This is a genomic window from Neptunomonas japonica DSM 18939 (assembly GCF_000422765.1).
Lineage (GTDB): Bacteria > Pseudomonadota > Gammaproteobacteria > Pseudomonadales > Balneatricaceae > Neptunomonas > Neptunomonas japonica.
This window is the reverse complement of sequence record NZ_AUGR01000006.1, coordinates 81,158-101,004: the sequence shown is the minus strand read 5'-3', so window position 1 is coordinate 101,004 and position 19,847 is coordinate 81,158. Positions and strand designations below refer to the sequence as shown.

The 19,847-nt window shown below is 43.2% G+C and carries 19 protein-coding genes and 1 tRNA gene; 9 read left to right on the top strand and 11 right to left on the bottom strand.

Going from position 1 to position 19,847, the window contains the following annotated elements:
• The first annotated feature begins 29 nt into the window (after positions 1-29).
• Together G511_RS0106010 and G511_RS0106005 are read left to right on the top strand one after the other, a co-directional pair.
• Complete coding sequence (locus G511_RS0106010) at positions 30-218, top strand: RSP_7527 family protein (protein ID WP_028468838.1); 189 nt, start codon at positions 30-32, stop codon at positions 216-218.
• Between the two features lie 124 nt (positions 219-342).
• Positions 343-1,464 (top strand): beta-ketoacyl-ACP synthase III, encoded by a 1,122-nt coding sequence (locus tag G511_RS0106005; protein ID WP_028468837.1) that lies wholly within the window; start codon positions 343-345, stop codon positions 1,462-1,464.
• A 56-nt stretch (positions 1,465-1,520) separates the two neighbouring features.
• Here the strand turns inward: G511_RS0106005 and G511_RS0106000 are convergent, their stop codons facing one another.
• The 5 genes from G511_RS0106000 to nfuA all read right to left on the bottom strand — a co-directional run bounded on the left by G511_RS0106000 (position 1,521) and on the right by nfuA (position 7,261).
• Positions 1,521-3,404, bottom strand: coding sequence for a SurA N-terminal domain-containing protein (locus G511_RS0106000; RefSeq protein ID WP_028468836.1), 1,884 nt, complete (start codon positions 3,402-3,404; stop codon positions 1,521-1,523).
• Positions 3,405-3,469: 65 nt separating this feature from the next.
• Positions 3,470-3,546: transfer RNA gene (locus G511_RS0105995), tRNA-Asp, on the bottom strand.
• A 33-nt stretch (positions 3,547-3,579) separates the two neighbouring features.
• Complete coding sequence (locus G511_RS0105990) at positions 3,580-3,855, bottom strand: HU family DNA-binding protein (RefSeq protein WP_028468835.1); 276 nt, start codon at positions 3,853-3,855, stop codon at positions 3,580-3,582.
• A gap of 133 nt (positions 3,856-3,988) precedes the next feature.
• On the bottom strand, positions 3,989-6,412 hold the full coding sequence (lon, locus tag G511_RS0105985) for an endopeptidase La (protein WP_028468834.1): 2,424 nt from the start codon (positions 6,410-6,412) through the stop codon (positions 3,989-3,991).
• A gap of 255 nt (positions 6,413-6,667) precedes the next feature.
• Positions 6,668-7,261, bottom strand: coding sequence for a Fe-S biogenesis protein NfuA (gene nfuA, locus G511_RS0105980; RefSeq protein ID WP_028468833.1), 594 nt, complete (start codon positions 7,259-7,261; stop codon positions 6,668-6,670).
• Positions 7,262-7,478: 217 nt separating this feature from the next.
• On the opposite strand from nfuA, the gene G511_RS0105975 reads away from it, so the two are divergent.
• Positions 7,479-8,648: a cation:proton antiporter domain-containing protein gene (locus G511_RS0105975; protein ID WP_028468832.1), complete on the top strand. Its 1,170-nt coding sequence runs from the start codon at positions 7,479-7,481 to the stop codon at positions 8,646-8,648.
• Between the two features lie 33 nt (positions 8,649-8,681).
• Here G511_RS0105975 and G511_RS0105970 read toward each other — a convergent pair whose 3' ends face one another.
• Complete coding sequence (locus G511_RS0105970) at positions 8,682-9,665, bottom strand: glycosyl transferase family protein (protein WP_028468831.1); 984 nt, start codon at positions 9,663-9,665, stop codon at positions 8,682-8,684.
• A 117-nt stretch (positions 9,666-9,782) separates the two neighbouring features.
• Here G511_RS0105970 and rlmD point away from each other — a divergent pair, with 117 nt between their 5' ends.
• The gene (gene rlmD / locus G511_RS21955; protein WP_051221616.1) at positions 9,783-11,177 is read left to right on the top strand and encodes a 23S rRNA (uracil(1939)-C(5))-methyltransferase RlmD; all 1,395 of its coding nucleotides are present in this window, start codon (positions 9,783-9,785) and stop codon (positions 11,175-11,177) included.
• Positions 11,174-11,797 (top strand): RluA family pseudouridine synthase, encoded by a 624-nt coding sequence (locus tag G511_RS0105960; RefSeq protein WP_036551439.1) that lies wholly within the window; start codon positions 11,174-11,176, stop codon positions 11,795-11,797. Before rlmD ends, G511_RS0105960 begins: the two co-directional genes overlap by 4 nt.
• Positions 11,798-11,814: 17 nt before the next feature.
• Here G511_RS0105960 and G511_RS0105955 read toward each other — a convergent pair whose 3' ends face one another.
• The 3 genes from G511_RS0105955 to dapA all read right to left on the bottom strand — a co-directional run bounded on the left by G511_RS0105955 (position 11,815) and on the right by dapA (position 15,125).
• Positions 11,815-12,762 carry a 2-hydroxyacid dehydrogenase gene (locus tag G511_RS0105955; protein ID WP_028468829.1) on the bottom strand — a complete coding sequence of 316 codons (948 nt, stop codon included), beginning with the start codon at positions 12,760-12,762 and terminating at the stop codon, positions 11,815-11,817.
• Between the two features lie 91 nt (positions 12,763-12,853).
• Positions 12,854-14,236, bottom strand: coding sequence for an outer membrane protein assembly factor BamC (gene bamC / locus G511_RS0105950; RefSeq protein ID WP_036551436.1), 1,383 nt, complete (start codon positions 14,234-14,236; stop codon positions 12,854-12,856).
• A gap of 10 nt (positions 14,237-14,246) precedes the next feature.
• Positions 14,247-15,125 carry a 4-hydroxy-tetrahydrodipicolinate synthase gene (gene dapA / locus G511_RS0105945; protein WP_028468827.1) on the bottom strand — a complete coding sequence of 293 codons (879 nt, stop codon included), beginning with the start codon at positions 15,123-15,125 and terminating at the stop codon, positions 14,247-14,249.
• A gap of 154 nt (positions 15,126-15,279) precedes the next feature.
• On the opposite strand from dapA, the gene G511_RS0105940 reads away from it, so the two are divergent.
• The gene (locus G511_RS0105940; protein ID WP_028468826.1) at positions 15,280-15,747 is read left to right on the top strand and encodes a peroxiredoxin; all 468 of its coding nucleotides are present in this window, start codon (positions 15,280-15,282) and stop codon (positions 15,745-15,747) included.
• A gap of 77 nt (positions 15,748-15,824) precedes the next feature.
• Here the strand turns inward: G511_RS0105940 and G511_RS0105935 are convergent, their stop codons facing one another.
• Together G511_RS0105935 and G511_RS0105930 are read right to left on the bottom strand one after the other, a co-directional pair.
• Positions 15,825-16,904 carry an AI-2E family transporter gene (locus G511_RS0105935; protein WP_028468825.1) on the bottom strand — a complete coding sequence of 360 codons (1,080 nt, stop codon included), beginning with the start codon at positions 16,902-16,904 and terminating at the stop codon, positions 15,825-15,827.
• Positions 16,905-16,930: 26 nt separating this feature from the next.
• Complete coding sequence (locus G511_RS0105930; RefSeq protein WP_342664782.1) at positions 16,931-17,251, bottom strand: sulfurtransferase TusA family protein; 321 nt, start codon at positions 17,249-17,251, stop codon at positions 16,931-16,933.
• 37 nt (positions 17,252-17,288) lie between these two features.
• On the opposite strand from G511_RS0105930, the gene G511_RS0105925 reads away from it, so the two are divergent.
• The 3 genes from G511_RS0105925 (at position 17,289) to G511_RS0105915 (ending at position 19,834) form a co-directional block, all read left to right on the top strand.
• Positions 17,289-18,722 carry a M48 family metalloprotease gene (locus G511_RS0105925; protein WP_028468823.1) on the top strand — a complete coding sequence of 478 codons (1,434 nt, stop codon included), beginning with the start codon at positions 17,289-17,291 and terminating at the stop codon, positions 18,720-18,722.
• 110 nt (positions 18,723-18,832) lie between these two features.
• Positions 18,833-19,249 (top strand): hemerythrin family protein, encoded by a 417-nt coding sequence (locus G511_RS0105920; RefSeq protein ID WP_028468822.1) that lies wholly within the window; start codon positions 18,833-18,835, stop codon positions 19,247-19,249.
• Positions 19,250-19,408: 159 nt separating this feature from the next.
• Positions 19,409-19,834, top strand: coding sequence for a bacteriohemerythrin (locus G511_RS0105915; protein ID WP_028468821.1), 426 nt, complete (start codon positions 19,409-19,411; stop codon positions 19,832-19,834).
• Positions 19,835-19,847 lie beyond the last annotated feature (13 nt).

Here is a 19,847-nt window from a genome sequence, read left to right as displayed (position 1 = left end):
CAACACCAAACGACTTAAGCGAGAAACCAATGAACAACGATATAGAACTACATACAGACAAAGACGGCAACATTGATACTGCTTATTATATAGACCAAGCACATCAGCTACGCAGTGAATATTTAGGTGAGCTTTACACTTCAGTTGCTTCAAAACTTAAAGCGCTACTCCGCCTAGAACTCCCAAAAATCACTACAAGCCGACCTGCTCATCACTAAGTAACACCATTTTGGGGCCAATACGGCCCCGAGCCACCTCGCCTCAAAATATACTCTCTTTATTCGTAGCACTTTTCTTGTCTATACTGTTGTTAATAGCCTCTATTTAATGAAGTAATATGCCATGAAAAAACCTGTCATTAGCGGTATCGGTCTCTGGACTCCTGCGAACACCATTACAAACGAAGAGCTGGTTATAGCTTATAACGCCTGGGCTGAAGCGTTTAATACAGAACACTCTGACGATATAGAAGCAGGAAACATTAGCGCAAAACCGTCATCTACTGCTGAGTTTATAGAAAAAGCCTCTGGTATTAAAAGTCGATTCGCTTATTGCAAAGATGGTATTCTTGACACCTCCCGCATGCGTCCACGCATCCCTGCTAGAGCCGACAACGAGCTCTCAGTACAAGCTGAGATAGCACTAGCCGCAGCACGAAAAGCCCTCGTAGCAGCAAACAAATCAGCCGACCAAATTGACGCTATTATTGTTGCTTGCTCCTATACACAACGTGCTTACCCAGCCATTGCTATTGAAGTTCAACATGCACTTGGTATACAAGGCTTTGGCTTTGACATGCAAGTAGCTTGCTCCTCTGCCACATTTGGCTTACATAGAGCTTATGAAATGATCAAGGCAGGTACCGCAACGGGGGTATTAATCATCAATCCAGAATTAACATCTCCACAAGTTAATTACTGCGATCGCGATAGCCATTTTATTTTTGGAGATGTCGCAGTAGCCACCGTTATTGAAGACTCAGCTACATGTCAATCTGAGCATAGCTACGAAATACTGAGCACCAAAGCTGCAACCGTATTTTCAAACAACATACGATCAAACTTTGGCTACACCGCCAGAGTCAGTGATACAGACCCGTTTGCACTAGATGCCCTATTCCATCAGAACGGGCGCAAAGTATTCAAGGAGGTCTGCCCTATGGCCGCTGAACACATTTTACAACACATAGAGCAACATAATCTTGCAGTAGAGAATGTACAACGCTGGTGGCTACACCAGGCCAATATTAATATGAATCACTTAATTACTCGAAAGCTTCTTGGCAGAAATGCCAACGAAAACGAGGCCCCTATCGTACTTAATGAATATGCCAACACCGCGTCGGCAGGATCACTTATTGCCTTCCATCAACACCACGCAGACCTTAGTAGCGGTGACCACGGCCTGATTTGCTCATTCGGTGCAGGATACTCAATAGGCAGCCTTGTTATCAAAAAGAGATAAAAGCCTTCGCCCATAAAAAAACGCACTAAAAAGTGCGTTTTTAATTTGTGAAAAAACTACCTTTTCTCAACTTCTGCAGAACTCTTCAACTGGCTAACCAGTGCCTGATATTCTTGCTGCCCGAAGCGCGTTCCTAAGAAACCAGCCATCGATTGAACCTCTTCTTCAGACAGAGTTATTTCTGGTGTATTAACGCTAGTCAATAGTACCACCGCCATACCACCGTCATTTAAAACAGCTCGAGAAGCAACAGCTTTACCATCAATAGGCTTTGCCAAAGAAAAAGCAAGATTACGCACCTCTAACGGAATATCCGAAGTTGAACGTGAAACTGCCACTTTAGTTTCAGCCTTAGCATTCGCAGCAACCCTATCCAGAGACTCTCCAGCATTAAGCTGCGCAACAGCATCCTTTGCTTTAGATTCAAGCAAATCGCTGGCCTTTTGCTGGACTAACTGTTGCTTCAACTCAGAAGAAACCTCTTCAAACGTTTGCTCTCTTGGCTCAAAATACGTTTTCACTCGCGCAACAACCGTACGCTCCTTATCTAGCTCAATCAGAGGACTGTTCACCTTCTCTTGAATCAAATCGCTACTAAAGACAGCTGAAATTACTTTAGCATTTCGAGTAACGTCAGCATTGCCCCCAGCCCTATCAAAAGGATCGCTGGACACTATCACCAAGCCAAGCGCTTCAGAAGGCTCAACCAAATCGCCTGCAGAAAAAGTGATATCAGCCATCTGCTCTAGACGCTCAACATAAATAGCTTCAACCTTCTGATCCAAAATTTCATCAGCAAGGTCATATTTAAGTTCAGCAAAGCTTGACACTTCTTCTTTAGAAATACCGCTTACTTTGATCAGATGGTAACCAAACTCTGTTCGAACAGGTTCTGATACCTCATTAACTGACAACTCATACATTGAGCGCTCGAAAGGCTCAGAGAATACACCCTTGCCATTTACACCCAAACCGCCACCAGAAGACGCAGAACCAACATCATCGGACTCACTTTTAGCTAAAGTCTCAAATGACTCACCAGCCTTTATACGCGCTTGTAGCGCCATCACTTTGCTTAGCGCCGTCGTATCATCTTGCTCAGCAGTCACTTCAATTAAGATATGCGCAACATCGCGCTCTTCTTCTGCCTGAAAAGATGCCAAATACTGATCATACTGAGCTTTTAGCTCATCATCAGAAACATCGACATCGTCTCTCAGGTCATTTTTATTTAGCAGAATATATTCAACAGCCACTTGTTCTTGTGTCATTAGCGATGAGCGCTCTGCTTCATATTCAGATTTAACTTCATCTTCTGAAACATTAACCTGAGCCATTACATCCGTTAGTGGCAGTAGGAAATAGCTCATGTCACGCGTTTGGCGATCCAAAGCAACGATACGCTCAAGCTCTTGCGGAACAGCAAATGCCGATAATTGGTAAGCATTTCGCTCTTGCTCAATAACACGCTCTTTTCTTAGCAGATCTCTATACATCAGCGGAGTGAAACCAGCACTTCTGAGCGAGGCTTCAAACTGATTACGATTAAATTGACCATCCACCTGAAAATCAGCGGTATTAACAATCATCTGATCGATCATACGATCAGATATCATCAAATTCTTATCTTCTGCGGCTAACAGCAGAGATTTCTGTTCAATCAAACTATCCAACACCATACTGCTGATTAAACCATCATCCAGTAATGCCGGATCTGCGTTCTCACCCATTTGGGATAACAACTGACGTCTTTGCAGTTCTGTTGCCTGATATAACTCTTGACTAGATATTTCTTCACCATTGACTGTCGCTGGCGCATCTGACTCTGAGGTCAAACTTACTAATGACTCCACTCCAAACAACGCAAAGGTAACAATAATTAAACCAACGATGACTTTGGCAACAATACTCTGCGAATTATCTCTGATGGATTGCAGCATGATTCACCTAAAACAAACCCTATAGTTAAAAAAAAAGCGCATTCGCCTGAATGCGCTTTTTATCGTGGCGGAACGGACGGGACTCGAACCCGCGACCCCCTGCGTGACAGGCAGGTATTCTAACCAGCTGAACTACCGCTCCACGTTTGGACTATGATCTAACTCGATCAAACCCTTACTTGTTTACTGCGTCTTTTAGCGCTTTACCAGGCTTAAAGTTTGGCAAAGTTGCAGCAGCAATCTCAATTGGATTCCCTGTCTGCGGGTTACGACCAGTACGTGCCGCGCGCTCTTTTACAGAAAATGTACCAAAACCAACTAGTGCAACAGATTCGCCTTTCTGCAATGCAGAAGTTACTGCTTCAAGCGCACCGTCTAATGCACGACCTGCAGCCGCCTTTGGAATATCAGCAGAAGCTGCAATAGCGTCGATCAGTTCAGACTTGTTCACGATGTTCCCCTTTATCGAGTCGTTTATTATTTATGTTCTGTAGTCCATGCTCAGCACAAATATCCCGCACTTTATACCAACTGGCAGAATTAGGTGTCAAGTGCTCAACCCCTGATTCTGCCTGTGTTTCGCATTAATGTGTATTTATTTGTTCTGTTGTAGCTTTAGCAGATTTTTTTTCTGTTGAAACCGCTTCGACAGGCTCATCTTTCAGCGGTTTAGGTTGAAACTTAAGTGCAATGTCAAGCACTTCGTCAATCCACTTTACCGGCTTAATATCTAAATCGGCCTTTATATTATCAGGTATTTCTTTCAGGTCACGTTGATTTTCGTCAGGAATGATAACAGTTTTTATTCCACCACGGTGGGCTGCTAACAATTTTTCCTTCAAACCACCAATTGGCATGACCTGACCCCGCAAATTAATTTCACCTGTCATCGCTACATCAGAACGAACCGGTATCTCAGTCAAGGCAGAAACCAGTGCTGTACACATACCTATACCTGCACTTGGCCCATCCTTTGGTGTCGCTCCTTCTGGCACATGAATATGCACATCTTGCTTCTCATGGAAAGTTGACGAGATGCCTAATGCTTTAGCACGGCTACGCACAACCGTAAGCGCAGCTGAAATAGACTCCTTCATCACATCGCCTAGACAACCGGTTGTGATCTGACGGCCTTTACCCGGCATAACAGTCGCTTCAATGCTAAGCATATCGCCACCTACCTGAGTCCACGCTAAGCCAGTCACGTGCCCTACGAGATCCTCTTCTTCAGCCAGCCCAAAGCTGTGCTTTTTAACACCACTAAAGCGTTCCAGATTCTCATCAGTAACGATTAACTGCTCATCAGCTTCGCCCAAAGCAATTGTTTTAATCACCTTGCGACAGATTTTAGCAATCTCGCGCTCTAAACCACGTACACCTGCTTCACGAGTATAGTAGCGAATTAAATTAATAATCGCTGAATCTTCAATTTTAGCTTCTTTTTCTTTCAAGCCATTTTGTTTTATTTGCTTTGGAACCAAATATTTAAGAGCGATATTTAACTTTTCGTCTTCAGTGTATCCAGGGATACGAATAAGCTCCATACGATCCAGAAGTGGACCTGGGATATTCATTGAATTAGAAGTACAAACAAACATCACATCAGACAGGTCGTAGTCCACTTCCATGTAATGATCGTTAAACGTTGAGTTCTGCTCAGGATCAAGCACTTCCAGCAATGCAGAAGCAGGATCGCCACGTTGATCCATACCCATCTTATCAATTTCATCTAATAGGAAAAGTGGGTTCTTAACACCAATTTTCGCCATTTTTTGAATAAGCTTGCCTGGCATAGAACCTATGTAGGTACGGCGGTGACCGCGAATCTCAGCCTCATCACGCACGCCACCTAATGCCATACGAACATATTTACGATTAGTCGCACGAGCAATTGAGCGCCCTAGAGATGTCTTACCAACACCTGGAGGTCCAACCAAACATAAAATAGGACCTTTGAGCTTCTTCACTCGCTGCTGCACAGCAAGATATTCTAGAATACGTTCTTTCACTTCAGTCAAACCAAAATGATCTTCATCAAGAATAAGCTCTGCACGTTTCATATCATGGCGTACTTTAGAGCGCTTAGACCATGGAATCTGCAACATCCAATCGATATAACCACGCACTACTGTTGCTTCGGCCGACATTGATGACATCATTTTTAGCTTATTGAACTCAGCAATTGTTTTGTCGTACGCCTCTTTTGGCATACCTGCAGCATCAATTCGGTTTTTTAGCTCATCAATGTCACTAACGCCATTTTCATCCAAGTCACCAAGCTCTTTCTGAATGGCCTTCATCTGCTCATTCAAATAGTACTCACGCTGACTTTTTTCCATCTGCTTTTTAACACGCCCACGGATGCGTTTTTCAACTTCTACTAAGTCGATTTCCGCTTCCATCAGCGACATCAGATGCTCTAAGCGCTGACGACTGTCCAGCATTTCTAAAATGCTTTGCTTTTCATCTAGTTTCAGTGACATGTGCGCTGCAATGGTATCGGACAAACGCCCTATATCATCAATATTCTGTAAAGACGCCAGTACTTCAGATGGGATTTTTTTATTGATTTGTATAAAGCGATCAAACTGCTCTAACGCAGTACGCTTATACACTTCACTTTCAGCTGAAGTAAGTGCTTCTACCGGAAGACTGCTTACCTGAGCCGTAAAATAATTATCTGTATCATCAAGCTCTAGTATTCTAGCGCGATAATCACCTTCAACTAAAACCTTGACCGTGCCGTCGGGTAATTTCAACATTTGTAAAACGCTGGCAACGGTTCCGATCTCATGTAAATCACCTGCAACAGGCTCATCATCAGATGCATTTTTTTGCGCGATCAGCAAAATTTCTTTATTAGACTCCATCGCGGCTTCGAGTGCCTCAATGGATTTTTCTCGGCCGACAAACAGTGGGATGACCATGTGCGGATACACAACCACATCACGTAGCGGCAGTACGGGAAGCTCTACATTAATAATATCGGTAGCTTCAAACTGATCCATAATGGATATTGCCTCTCTGCAAGGCACCTCTTAAGTTTCAGGGTGCGATATAAAAAACAGACATAAATGTCTACTAAATAGACTTTTCGATGCCTGAATTAGACTATGGGGGCTACATACAAGAAAACAACCTTTATCAATTGCTGCTCGCATTTTTTAATAAGGATGGTCTGCACATGAATTATTTATAGCAACACAATGCAGATTGAGCAATGTGCCAGACGCATTTAATAACAATACGCCTGGCCAATAGGATTACTTGTAGTAAGAGTTCTCTGTCACACTATGATCCGTCACGTCACGCACTCCAAGCAAACCTGGTAGACGCTCTACTAACGTTTTTTCTACGCCATCTTTTAACGTCATATCAACAGCACTACAGCCCTGACAACCACCGCCAAACTGAAGAACAGCAACAAAGCCATCAGTTTCTTCTACCAACTCTATCAATTTAACTTCACCACCATGGGAAGCCAAACCAGGGTTAATATCACTGTAAAGAATGTAGTTAATCTGTTCACTCATTGGGCTGTCAGAAGAAACCTTAGGCACCTTAGCATTAGGTGCTTTTATGGTCAGCTGGCCACCCATACGGTCTTGAGAATAATCAACAAGCGCTTCTTCCAGGTACGGCAAGCTATTACGCTCAAAGTAGAAGCGAATTTTGCTTAACTCCATTACTTCATCATCTTCAACCAGCTCTTCTGGTCGACAATAAGCCAAACATGTTTCCGCGTACGGCGTACCCGGCTGAGTTACGAACATCCGTACAGCGATGCCTTCTACATTTTGTTTAGATAATAAATCGGCCAGATACTCTTCTGCGCCTTCGGTAACCGTCATGTTCATTTTTTACACCTGAATACAAACATAAGTACAAATAATGCCATCAGGATACACTGAATCTAATTCCGAGTAAATTGATCAGATATTGAGCAGCAAAGTACCGCTTCAGCAATCTTCACACCATTATATTTCGATAAAAATCACTCTCTAATTATTCGTCGCTAAACAGACAATATCCGCATCTGTTACACTGTGCAGATGCTTATACGGAGCCTGTTAAATGACTGAACATTCAGTAGTTTTTTCTTTCTTTCTAATTTTTACTGGCGCTGCCATTCTCGCCTCTGCTGCTCTATACACACGCCAACCCCTGCTTGTAGCTTATATTGTCCTAGGCGCTATTCTAGGCCCTTATGGCTACAAATTAATCTCAGATACAGCATTACTCTCTGATATATCGCATGTTGGAATAATTTTTCTATTGTTTTTACTAGGCTTGGATATGCAGCCTTCTCATCTAGTGCAGATGATAAAAAAAGCCACTTGGGTCGCATTAGGCAGCTCCGTACTCTTTTTAGCAACAGGCTATGCGGCATCACAGTTATTTGGCTATACACAAACAGAGTCATTAATTATCGGCGCAGCATTGATGTTTTCAAGCACCATCATTGGCATCAAACTTTTACCAACCACTGTATTGCACCACCGCCATACGGGCGAACTAGTCGTCGGGTTACTCTTACTACAAGATGTTATCGCAATTCTAGTACTACTCTTTTTATACAGCGGACAAAATGAGAACAGCGGTGCAATGGATCTGATAAAACCATTACTCGCGCTCCCACTGTTAGTGATCGGCGGCTTCGCTCTGGTTAAATATATTATTCTTAAACTAATACAAAAATTTGACCGGTTTCATGAATATATATTCTTACTCGCTATTGGCTGGTGCCTTGGGATGGCAGAAGGAGCTCAATACATTGGTTTATCAGCAGAAATGGGCGCTTTTGTGGCAGGAGTTACACTGGCGACTAGCCCTATCTCACAATACATCGCAACCAACCTTAAACCACTACGTGATTTCTTTCTGATTCTCTTTTTCTTCTCGGTTGGTGCTAGCTTCAACCTTGAATTAGTTGGGCTCATTATTATCCCATCGGTTGTATTGGCTTTACTTGTTGTTGGTTTAAAGCCGGTTGTATTTCACTTGCTACTCAAGACTATTAAAGAAGATAACGCAATGTCTTGGGAAGTAGGCTTTCGATTAGGACAAATCAGCGAGTTTTCACTCTTGATAGCTTACATTGCCACAAGTACAGCCATGATAGGACAAGAAGCCTCTCATGTTATTCAGGCCACTGCTATTCTTACCTTTTTACTTTCTACCTATGTGGTTATCTTTAACTTTCCATCGCCTATTGCTGTCTCGGATCGGCTAAGGCGCGATTAGTATCGCACCTTAACCGACACAATGTCAGACTGATTAAAAACGTGAGCGGTTACGCCGCTCCCATAAGTCTCGCGCCAACACCAACGCATCGGCCTGTTGATTTGCCTTATTAAGTAGTATTAAAAGGGCAGCCAATGTTGAGATCACCGCGCCCTCCCCGTAATCATGTTCGCTTTCTCCACGCCAAAAAGCTAACAATAAAGCAGGATCCAGCACCTCGTCTTTTACTAGACGTTTTTGATAAATTCTAGGCCACTGCTCATCTGACAGCTCCCCCTGCCTAATCCAGCGTATTTCACAGCCAGAATCAGGCTTAAGCTCAGCCTCCCCTCCATCACCACGAATAGTTAAACCTTGTTGAACGCCTAACAACAAACTTGTTTCCTGATGCATAGGCGCATAAGCCGGGTGAAACACACCATCTACAGTACAAGGCGCACCCAAGGGATTAATCAATCGACATAACGTATGTACGGGAGATCGCAGCCCTAAAATTGGACGCAGCTGAATGATATCCCCCAAACGCGGCACCATCTCATTGATCGACATATAAGCAAACTGCTGCTCATCCAAATCAGAAGAGGCTTGATTCCAACCTTTTGCAGCGCTCAAGCCAAAAAGTACAAGCATCTCTTCTATATATAACCGGCCCTCTGTATGACCTTTAGAGCCGTGCATGAATACACGGGTATTATTTTCAGACAGCACCAGAGCTGCCAGTAAAAACCAAGGAAGCTGCCGCTTTTTACCTGCATAAGTAGACCAATCAAGATCAACATCAAGCGCCTCTGGAGCATGGGCATGCAAACGAGCCGCCTGAACAAAGCCTGCCAACTCCTGTGGTGACTCCTCTTTAACGCGCAGCAACATTAAAAAAGCACCTAATTGCTCGGGCCTCACATCACCCGCCAATATCATACTCATTGCATCAAAAGCTTCCTGCTGCGTTAACGAACGGGAACCCTTTTTGCCTTTACCTAAAATGCGCACATAAGGTGCGAACGGATGCTCAGCCACGACCACTGCTCCAAAAAATATTCAGGCGCTCACTATACAATATAAAGAAGTAAGAATGAGCCTGATGACTTGATCCTCACTATGATAAAATGCGGCCAGCTTATTCTGGAAAGTAATATGAAAAGACAATCAATTCGTTTTGGCCGTCCTAGCGCCAAAAGCAAACCGTTATCAGGCGAAGCTCTTTTGCTTCATACTGAATCACTCAGCCAGGATGGCCGAGGTGTAGCTCGACATCAAGGTAAGACTATTTTTGTCGATGACGCCTTAAGTAATGAAGATGTTGAGGCTCTCATTACCACTCAACATAAACGCTACGATGAAGCAAAACTCGTCAAAATTGTTAAACCATCGACAGAACGCACTGAACCACTCTGTACACACTATGGCGAATGCGGCGGCTGCCAATTACAGCACTTAGCCCACGATGCTCAGATCATTAGCAAGCAAGCCAATGTACTCAATCAACTAACACGCTTTGGTGAACAGACACCTCTCATTATTGAGGAGCCTATCCGCTCAGCACCATGGAACTATCGTCGTTCCGCACGACTAGGACTTAATGTACGCTATAAAAGCGATGAAGCTATTGTTGGCTTTAGACGCAAGCAGAGCAACAAACTACTACAGATATCCTCTTGCCCAGTTTTAGATCAACGCGGCGAGTCAATTTTCATCGACCTTAAAACCGCACTTGATCAAATACCCAATAGTAAATCCTATACTCATGCTGAGCTGTTCTTTGGTGATAGTTCACAATCATTACTATTGCGCTGTAAAGGCACACCCAAGCATACAGACAAAGAATCACTTATCGACTTTGCTAAGAGCAAACAATTTAACCTTTACCTAAAAACGGATGCTGAAACATTAACACTGCTCGAGTTAGCTCCTAACAGCTACTCACTTCCAGATGAAAATATTCAATTAGAATTTAATCCCGGTGACTTCTTACAGGTTAATGCCGGCGTTAACCGACAAATGATCCGACAAGCCATCAACTGGCTTGAGCTCACAAAAGACGATGTCGTCTTAGACCTTTTTTGTGGACTCGGCAACTTCACTCTACCTATAGCTCATCACGTTAAAGCAATTATAGGCATTGAAGGCTCTAATGAAATGGTCATGCGAGCGACCGATAACGCTACGCTTAATAACATTGATAATGCGCAGTTTTTTCGTGCTGATTTATCCACTGACAACAAACACCAGCAATGGCTTAAGTCGTCACCCAATAAGATCGTTCTTGACCCCCCTAGAACGGGTGCTTATGACGTTATTAAACAATTGCCAACACAAGCCACAGAGATACTTTACATCTCTTGCGACCCATCAGCGCTCGCAAGAGACAGTAAGCTACTATTAGAAAAAGGCTATCAGTTAACGCGCTTTAATGTAATGGATATGTTCCCACATACCAACCATGTGGAATCGATGGCACTCTTCAAAAAAATGGCATTAGGTAAAACGAAGGCTAAAACTAAGAAGAACAAAGGGACATTCAAACGATGATTCCAGTTCTTTTTTCAGATGATCACCTAGTTATCATCAACAAACCCCATGACCTTTTATCGGTACCTGGAAAGGGACCCGACAAACAAGACTGCCTAGGGCGAAGAGTACAAGCAGAAGGCCACCCTACGGCTCGTATCGTGCATAGATTAGATTACGCCACATCCGGCTTAATGATGCTTGCCCTTACAGCAGAGTCTCTTGTTGAGCTAAGCCGCCTATTTCAAACTCGGCAAGTATCTAAACGATACCACGCAATAATTAGCGGCACACCCATAGAAGATAACGGTATAATTGAAGAGCCGTTACGTTGCGACTGGGAGCGCCGCCCACTGCAAATGGTCGACCATGAAAAAGGAAAAAGCGCACTAACTCGCTGGGAAATAATTGAAAAAATGGAAGAGAGTACTCGCGTTCTTCTCTACCCAGAAACAGGACGCTCTCACCAGCTACGCGTACATATGCAGTGGCTGGGCCACCCCATTGCAGGCGACCGCTTTTATGCCGAGGGAGAAGCATTAGCACTTTCTGAGCGCTTATTACTGCACGCAGAAGAACTATCTTTTACACACCCTTTTACGCAAGAGCCATTATCATTTACTGCAAAAGCTCCATTTTAAGCCTCATATAAGAGGCTTTACACCACTTTTCTATCAGTCCCTTCACAACCAAAAGCAGCAATATTTTCAACAGTCTGGTCGATAATACGCTGTCGCGCCTCCTTACTGCCCCATGCACTGTGGGGAGTTACTATCAGGTTAGGGATATTTGCAGATAACAAAACATTCCCTTCCTTTGGAGGCTCGACTGTTAACACATCAGTGGCCGCACCCGCTAACTCACCACTTCGAAGCGCATTTGCAAGCGCGGTTTCATTAACAACGCCTCCGCGAGCAACATTGACTAGTACGGCTTCATTTTTCATCAATGATAAAGCCCCTGCATCAATAAGGTTATGTGTCTCATCAGTCAACGGACAGTGTATAGTCAACACATCAACCATAGGCAACAACTCCTTAAGCGGAACCCGACCTACCCGGTCATCATCAAGCGAACGACTTGCCACAAGCACCTGCATACCAAAAGCTTCAGCTATTTTGGCTACACCTTGCCCTAAATGGCCATAACCAATAATACCTATTTTACGACCACTCAATTCGCGTATAGGATAATCCAAAAGGCAAAACTGAGAAGCCTTTTGCCATTCTCCAGCGCGCACTGCACGATCATAACTCAGCAAGTTAGTATGCAAGGCTAAAATCAATGAAAAGGTGTGCTGAACTACCGAGGGAATGCCATAAGCCTGACAATTATAAACGGCAACATTATTCTGCTGTGCTGCTTCCAAGTCTACATTATTAGTACCTGTTGCTACCACGCAAATCAGCGTCAATTGTGGCGTACTTTCTATGATAACTTTGTTAAGCTGCACTTTATTAACAATAATGACATCAGCATCACACACCCTTTCAGCAACCTCGTCAGGTGCTGTACTTTTATACGTCACCAACGTCTCGAACACAGCGTCAAGACGAGTAAGATCCAGGTCATCCAAGCTTTCAACATCAAGAAATACTGCTTTCATTTTGCTCTCCAAAAACGCTAGACATAACAAAGGGGCACAAGGCCCCTTCATTATTCATAAAATACACGACTTAGCTCATGCTAAAGCTGTCCTAGCTTGCCGGCACATTATCTTTAATTAGCCAAAGAATTTCTTCAGCAATAATCGCAGGAGCGGCCAAGCCTTGGTCATTTTGTACAGTGACATAAACTCCAGAGCGAGTACGATTCATCTTCAATTGGTATTTACCAACATGTTCGTAAGCATTAGTTTCTGCGTTAAACGCACCTTTCGTGTCATCGCCACCAAATACATAAATAACGCGACCACCAACCCAAATCTTATAACCTTTTTGGTTAGCCGGATTATTAGGGTCTGCTAATGCTTGGACTTCACCTTCTTCCAACACAGGTACATCTTTCGCCGCTTTAGCGCTATAAACTACATCTGTAGTTTCTTCCACACCCAACGCAGAAGTTATAACGCTAGTATCTAGCTTAATTTCTTCACGGTCAGAAAATATCCATTCAAAAAAGCCCATATCTTTCTTACTTTCAACAGGCGTCGATGTGGTATACGTCATATAGAGCATACCAATACTTTGATTACGCGTGCCTATATCCATGCCTGCGTTGTCAACGGCAGCATTCAGCATATTCCAAGACAAATCAATTGCCGCATCAATTTTAAGTACCGGATTACCACGAGAATCGCGACCCAATAACGGGCGAGAAGCTTGCTTTTGCTGAAGCGCCAGAAGTGAACGCTCTTCTGGTTTAACTGTTGCCTTACTCATGTAACGCAACATTTCAAACATCATATCCGATTTATAGCCAACATCTTGCGACGAGGTTTCCCAGTCAATATCAGCGACTTGCTGCTTTTCCGGAAACTGAACATGCTTCATTTCGATCGAAGTACGCTCATAATCCTGCGGATCTGGACGTAAGCTAACCTGCAGCTTGTTACGAGATCCACCTGGGATATCTTGAAGCGTTAAATGCTTAACCCAACGATCCATAAAACTGAGCTCTGGGCCATTGATTAAAATCCAATCACTTTCAATTACACCTTGGCGAGCATCAGCACTGGCTATCTGAACACCGTTATACTTCATAAAGTCCAGTGTTTTTTCCCAAACAGCTGCAATAGGCTCATCAACAACGATAATTTTTTGATCACCTACTTTTTTGAAGTTTACTGCATCACTACCTGTGTCAGCATAAAAGAATTCCGGACGCGGCACTTCAAACCCTGCCGTTCTCACTGAAGCCGTTTGGCCAACGGTAGGGATCACAAACTGATCCTGTGTACGCTTAGCTTGTATGTGAGTGGGTATCTCTAACTCTTTACTAACGGTTGCCTTCTCATACTCTTGGTTACGGTCTTTAAAGACACCATTTTCGCCATAAATTGGATTCTTACCAATAATGCTACAACCGCTGGTAGATACCAGCCCAACCAAAACTGCATATGAAAGCAACCGTGTATTCATCAGATATTCCTTACTTTGTAACGTTGCTATCAACGAGCGCTTGACGCACTGCAGGATGAAACTCATCAGACAACACAGTCAGCGGTAAACGAATACCAAGGTCCATCAATCCCATGTCATGCATGGCCCACTTAACGGGGATAGGGTTCGCTTCAACAAACAGCTGAGTGTGCAATGGCATCATACGCTGCTGCAATGCGCGAGCCTCTTCTGCTTTACCTTCCAAGCCAAAATGACACATCTGAGCCATTTCAGCTGGGGCTACATTCGCCGTTACAGAAATATTACCCTGCCCACCTGCGATGATCATCTCAATAGCTGTGGCATCGTCACCGGAATAAATAGCAAAGCCTTCTGGTGCTTTTTCAATAAGAAGGCGTGCACGTTCAATATCACCTGTCGCTTCTTTAATCCCAATAATATTAGAGATCTCAGCCAAACGAAGTACCGTTGGCGGCAACATATCACACGCTGTACGCCCAGGAACATTGTATAGAATTTGATCAATATCAACCGCTTCAGCAATCGCTTTGTAATGCTGATATAAACCTTCTTGGGTCGGCTTATTGTAATAAGGCGTCACTAACAAACAAGCATCAGCACCCGCACCTTTCGCTTCACGTGTTAACTGAATGGCTTCAGCCGTTGAGTTAGCACCCGTACCTGCAATCACAGGAATGCGGCCATTAACGCGTTTAACTACACGTTTGATTACCGCACAGTGCTCTTCACAATTAAGTGTTGCAGACTCACCTGTTGTGCCAACTGCCACAATAGAGTCTGTGCCGTTTTCCAAATGAAAATCCACAACCTTATCAAGACCAACCCAATCGATCTCTCCGTTGTCTTTCATTGGAGTCACTAGCGCCACAATGCTGCCGGTAATCATTTTACTCTCCGTTAACTTAGGTTTGGTATGTTGCATTTATGTGCACACATCCAAAACCTGATCTGATATCGTATAAGGCTCGATATTCTATACGAAATAAAGTACATAAGCGTAGTAACCACGCCGCTTTTTTGTAAATACAGGTGAAAGAATAATGCCAAACATAGTTGTAGGACAATCAGTACCGGATTTCACAGCATCTGCGACAAGCAAAACTACCGTTTCTTTGTCTACATTACAGGGCAAAAATTTGGTGATTTATTTTTATCCTAAAGACAATACACCGGGTTGTACCACAGAAGGACAGAATTTCAGAGACTTTTATGAGGAGTTTCAAGATGCCAATACAGAAATCATAGGCGTTAGCCGCGACAGTATGCGCACACACGAAAACTACAAAGCAAAACACAGCTTCCCTTTTGAACTAATCAGCGACCCTGAAGAAGCTCTGTGCAAGCACTTTGACGTGATTAAGTTAAAAAAGCTGTATGGCAAAGAATATATGGGAATTGAGCGCAGTACTTTTTTGATTGATACAAAAGGAGTGCTACATCAAGAGTGGCGCAAGGTAAAAGTCAAAGGGCATGTTGACGAGGTTCTAGCTGTGGTAAAAAATCTCTAGTTTGGTCGACTTTACCGCGTTTGATGTAATGCTCTCGTTGTAACGAGCATTACATCAAACTAAAAAAGCTTAGATTATTAAGCGGCAGCCTCTTCATGCGGCTCATCATCCAACGGACCAGGCCAAGCATTCAAAATAGCCTTCACTAGCGTCGCTAGAGGTATTGCAAAAAACACCCCCCAGAACCCCCAAAGCGTTCCAAATATCAAGACAGCAACAATAATCGATATAGGGTGTAAATTTACTGCTTCTGAAAACAATAAAGGAACCAGTACATTACCATCCAGCGCCTGAATGATTCCATAAGCAATCATTAAGTACATAAACTCACCACCCCAGCCCCACTGAAAGAACGCGATCAAAGCCACCGGCAATGTCACCAAAGCAGCGCCGATATAAGGTATCAACACAGACAGCCCAACAATAATCCCTAATAGGGCCGCATAATTAATACCCAGTGTTAGAAAAGTCACGTAGGTAACACTGCCTACAATCAAAATCTCTATCACTTTACCGCGGATATAATTCGCAATTTGATCATCCATTTCTTGCCAAACGGTTGTCATCATCTGACGCTTTTTAGGCAAGAATGTGATCCACCAGCTCACTAACGAGCGCCCGTCTTTAAGAAAGAAGAAAACTAAAATAGGTACTAAAACCAAGTAAACTAAGAGCGTCATCACACCAGTTAAAGAGTTCAATGAGAAGGTAAATATCCATTGGCCTGCATTCGATAGCTCACTGGATGCTAACTGCATAATATCTCGAATCTGAGATTCAGATACCCATTGCGGGTACTCCTGAGGTAACACCAGTAATAATGCCTGCACTTCCTGCACCATTCCCGGAAGCTCCTGAAATAAATTTGATAATTGTTTCCAAGCCAAGGGAAATACAATCAAAGATAATGCCAGCAAAAAACTTAAAAAAGCAGTAAATACAATCGCAACAGAAAGTAGGTGTGGCAACTTCTTTTTAACAAGAGTATCCACTCCGCCCTGCATCAAAAACGCAATAATCAGCCCAGCAAACACAGGAGCTAACGGCTTACCTAAGGTGAGTATAATCAGTAAAAATGAACCCAGTAGTAGAAACAAAAACAGTGCCTCTTCATCAGAAAAGTACCGCTCTACCCATTTAGAGATAATTGCTTTCATAGTCGATCTATCCAGTCAAAATTAAGTTAGCCACGTCGAATCAAATAGGTATATTCAGACTCACCAATGAACGAGTTTAGCAATTCATGGTCTGATTGATCGGTGAAGGCTTTAAAATCTCTGACCGATCCAACATCCGTAGCAATCACTTTAAGCACTTGCCCAGGAGCAAGTTTATTTAATGCCTGTTTTGCTTTTAATAATGGCAAAGGACAATTTAATTCTCTAACGTCTAGCGTTTGATCGATTTCACTATCTTGCATATAAGGCCTATATTTCAATACATTACGAATAATTACTACCTTTAGGCAGGCATCGCTTATAGCAACGGGGTAAGATAATGACATGCTTCACACGCCCATGAAAGAGAACAGGAAGGACTGAATGCGCTTTATTAACACTTTTTTCTGTGCAGTTACTCTCTTAATCGCCACACAGACACAAGCGAATAATAATTTACCTCTTATTGAAGATGCCACTTCCGGTATCATATCACTCAACAATGAACATAAAATCGGCCAAGCGTGGGCGAGAGTTCTACGTGGCAGTGCGCCCCTTCTTGATGATCCAATTACCTATTCTTATTTATACGACCTTTTATGGCAACTTACCGCACATAGCCAGCTACAAGACAGACGCTTAGAACTTATTGTTCTAGATAACCCGACACTTAATGCTTTTGCCGTTCCCGGGGGCGTCGTCGGTATCCATGGTGGGTTATTACTCTCTGCTGAAAAAGAGGACGAGCTGTCTTCAGTCATTGCGCATGAGCTGGCTCACTTGAGCCAACGCCACTTTGCAGCGCAATTAGAAGAAACACGTCGTAACCGCCCTTTCACCCTAGCTACTATGTTAGCCAGTATCCTTATTGCTGCGGCAGATACACAAGCAGGCGTTGCCGCCATTACTAGTTCAATTGCAGCTCAGCAATCATCAAGGCTCGCTTTCAGTCGTCAAAACGAGCAAGAAGCTGACCGTATAGGTATGCAAAATATGGCCGCTGCCGGCATTGATCCTCATGCAATGCCACGTATGTTTTCAAGAATGCAACAAGCGCAGCGTTTTCAGGGGGCACGCCCTCCCGAGTTTCTTTTGACACACCCAGTAACTGAGTCACGTATTGCTGACTCTTTAAACCGCGCCTCTCAGCTCCCAGCAAGCCCAGCAGCAAAGCTATCACTTGATTTTGATATTGTTCGCACGCGACTCAGCATACATTTTGCCACTAACCCACAAAAAGCATTGAATCACTATCAAACGTCCGCACAATCGACACAAACGCCACTGAGCTATTATGGATTAGCTATGGCCGCCATTCGAATGAACCAATTTAAGCAAGCCAAAGCTGCATTAAATAAGCTCCCTACCTCATGGAAGCAGCATCTGTTTGTAAAATTAACCAATGCAGAACTGCAACTCGCAGCCCAAGCATGGCTAACTGCCAGCAAACAACTAGAAGAACTCGCTAGTCTTTTCCCTAGGCACTATGCTGTTGAGCAGCTACTAGCAAAAGCACACATGGGAGCAGAGCGCCCCGAAAAAGCTGTCGATGTTTTAAATAAACTAAAGAAAGATTATCCCACTGATATCAATGCCTGGTACTTACTGTCTGAAGCCTTAGGGCAAGCAGGCAACACAACCGCCGTACACCAAGCCAGAGTAGAGTATTTTTTACTTACAGGGCAAATAGACAGAGCGCTAAAGCAAATCGTTTTTGCACGAAGAGAGCCCGGCCTCACATCATCTGACAAGGCGCGACTTCTGCAATTAGAAATTGATACAAAACAAGTCAGAGAAGATATGAAAATGAACTTTTAACTAAACAGCCAGCCTATTTTTAAGACTAGACTAAAGAAACATACTGCTAACAGAGTTATTCAAGTAGCCTCAAATGCAATAAAAATAACAATAAGATCGTGGTGCCAAATATGAGCTATTTAACAAAACACGGTATCCCAAAAGTTGCTCTAGACTTCATCAATGATGATCATGAAGAAGCAGCTCGCTTAATTTCAGAAATCAACCAAACCATTGCTAAAATAGAAATAGATAGCAACGATAAAAATTTAATTTTACCCTTACTAGAAACACTACTTGGCCACAAAGGCACGCACTTTGAGAAAGAGGAGTCTTCTATGAAGGAGGCTCAATTCCCTGCCATTTCACAGCATAAGCAAGAACATGACCGCCTACTGAACGAGCTAAAGGCTCTGATTGACCATTGGAAGCATTATCAAGATACCCATTCATTAAAAACGTACATGAATGAAATATTTCCTTTATGGCTTAAAAACCACACAATTACGATGGATCATGCAACGGCACTATTCATTACATCACCTTGATAAAACGATTATGCTTTATCACTGCCAATTAAAGAATCGCACCACTACTAGGTTAATCAATTTCTGTTTGATTAATATCAATTCCACACAGCACTATGCATGATAATTTCTTCTCACCTATATAATCGTTGATACAGTCGTTATAAAAAGGAAAGCCCGATGCCGCTATTGGATTTATCTGCCGTTCCTCATGTCGCACTCAACTTCATGAATGATGATCATGCTACAGCCACAGAGATAGCTAACCAGTTACATGCCGAAATAGCCTTAGCCAAAAATACTGAGACTGATAATACATCTAAGATTACAGAACTGCTGGCAGAGCTTTATCAACATAATGTTGAACACTTTGCTCGTGAAGAGTTGCAGATGGTTGACGCCGCATTTCCACCCTATGATTGCCATAAAGGTGAGCATGAGCGAGTGCTTACACAGATGCAAGCAGTGCTTAATACATGGCAAAAAGAATATGATTTATCACAACTAGAGCACTACTTAAGGGACGTTATGGTTCCGTGGTTTATACAACATATCAATACAATGGATACCGTCACTGCAATGTTCATCAGCCGACAACAAAGTTGATCAGTAACGAGCA

What these genes read in the sequence shown, in the direction of transcription:
- G511_RS0106010 (WP_028468838.1), top strand. Translation starts at nt 30, where the DNA reads ATGAACAACGATATAGAACTACATACAGACAAAGACGGCAACATTGAT.
- G511_RS0106005 (WP_028468837.1), top strand. Translation starts at nt 343, where the DNA reads ATGAAAAAACCTGTCATTAGCGGTATCGGTCTCTGGACTCCTGCGAAC.
- G511_RS0106000 (WP_028468836.1), bottom strand. Translation starts at nt 3,404, where the DNA reads ATGCTGCAATCCATCAGAGATAATTCGCAGAGTATTGTTGCCAAAGTC.
- lon (WP_028468834.1), bottom strand. Translation starts at nt 6,412, where the DNA reads ATGGATCAGTTTGAAGCTACCGATATTATTAATGTAGAGCTTCCCGTA.
- nfuA (WP_028468833.1), bottom strand. Translation starts at nt 7,261, where the DNA reads ATGAACATGACGGTTACCGAAGGCGCAGAAGAGTATCTGGCCGATTTA.
- G511_RS0105975 (WP_028468832.1), top strand. Translation starts at nt 7,479, where the DNA reads ATGACTGAACATTCAGTAGTTTTTTCTTTCTTTCTAATTTTTACTGGC.
- rlmD (WP_051221616.1), top strand. Translation starts at nt 9,783, where the DNA reads ATGAAAAGACAATCAATTCGTTTTGGCCGTCCTAGCGCCAAAAGCAAA.
- G511_RS0105960 (WP_036551439.1), top strand. Translation starts at nt 11,174, where the DNA reads ATGATTCCAGTTCTTTTTTCAGATGATCACCTAGTTATCATCAACAAA.
- G511_RS0105955 (WP_028468829.1), bottom strand. Translation starts at nt 12,762, where the DNA reads ATGAAAGCAGTATTTCTTGATGTTGAAAGCTTGGATGACCTGGATCTT.
- bamC (WP_036551436.1), bottom strand. Translation starts at nt 14,236, where the DNA reads ATGAATACACGGTTGCTTTCATATGCAGTTTTGGTTGGGCTGGTATCT.
- dapA (WP_028468827.1), bottom strand. Translation starts at nt 15,125, where the DNA reads ATGATTACCGGCAGCATTGTGGCGCTAGTGACTCCAATGAAAGACAAC.
- G511_RS0105940 (WP_028468826.1), top strand. Translation starts at nt 15,280, where the DNA reads ATGCCAAACATAGTTGTAGGACAATCAGTACCGGATTTCACAGCATCT.
- G511_RS0105935 (WP_028468825.1), bottom strand. Translation starts at nt 16,904, where the DNA reads ATGAAAGCAATTATCTCTAAATGGGTAGAGCGGTACTTTTCTGATGAA.
- G511_RS0105930 (WP_342664782.1), bottom strand. Translation starts at nt 17,251, where the DNA reads ATGTCATTATCTTACCCCGTTGCTATAAGCGATGCCTGCCTAAAGGTA.
- G511_RS0105925 (WP_028468823.1), top strand. Translation starts at nt 17,289, where the DNA reads ATGCGCTTTATTAACACTTTTTTCTGTGCAGTTACTCTCTTAATCGCC.
- G511_RS0105920 (WP_028468822.1), top strand. Translation starts at nt 18,833, where the DNA reads ATGAGCTATTTAACAAAACACGGTATCCCAAAAGTTGCTCTAGACTTC.
- G511_RS0105915 (WP_028468821.1), top strand. Translation starts at nt 19,409, where the DNA reads ATGCCGCTATTGGATTTATCTGCCGTTCCTCATGTCGCACTCAACTTC.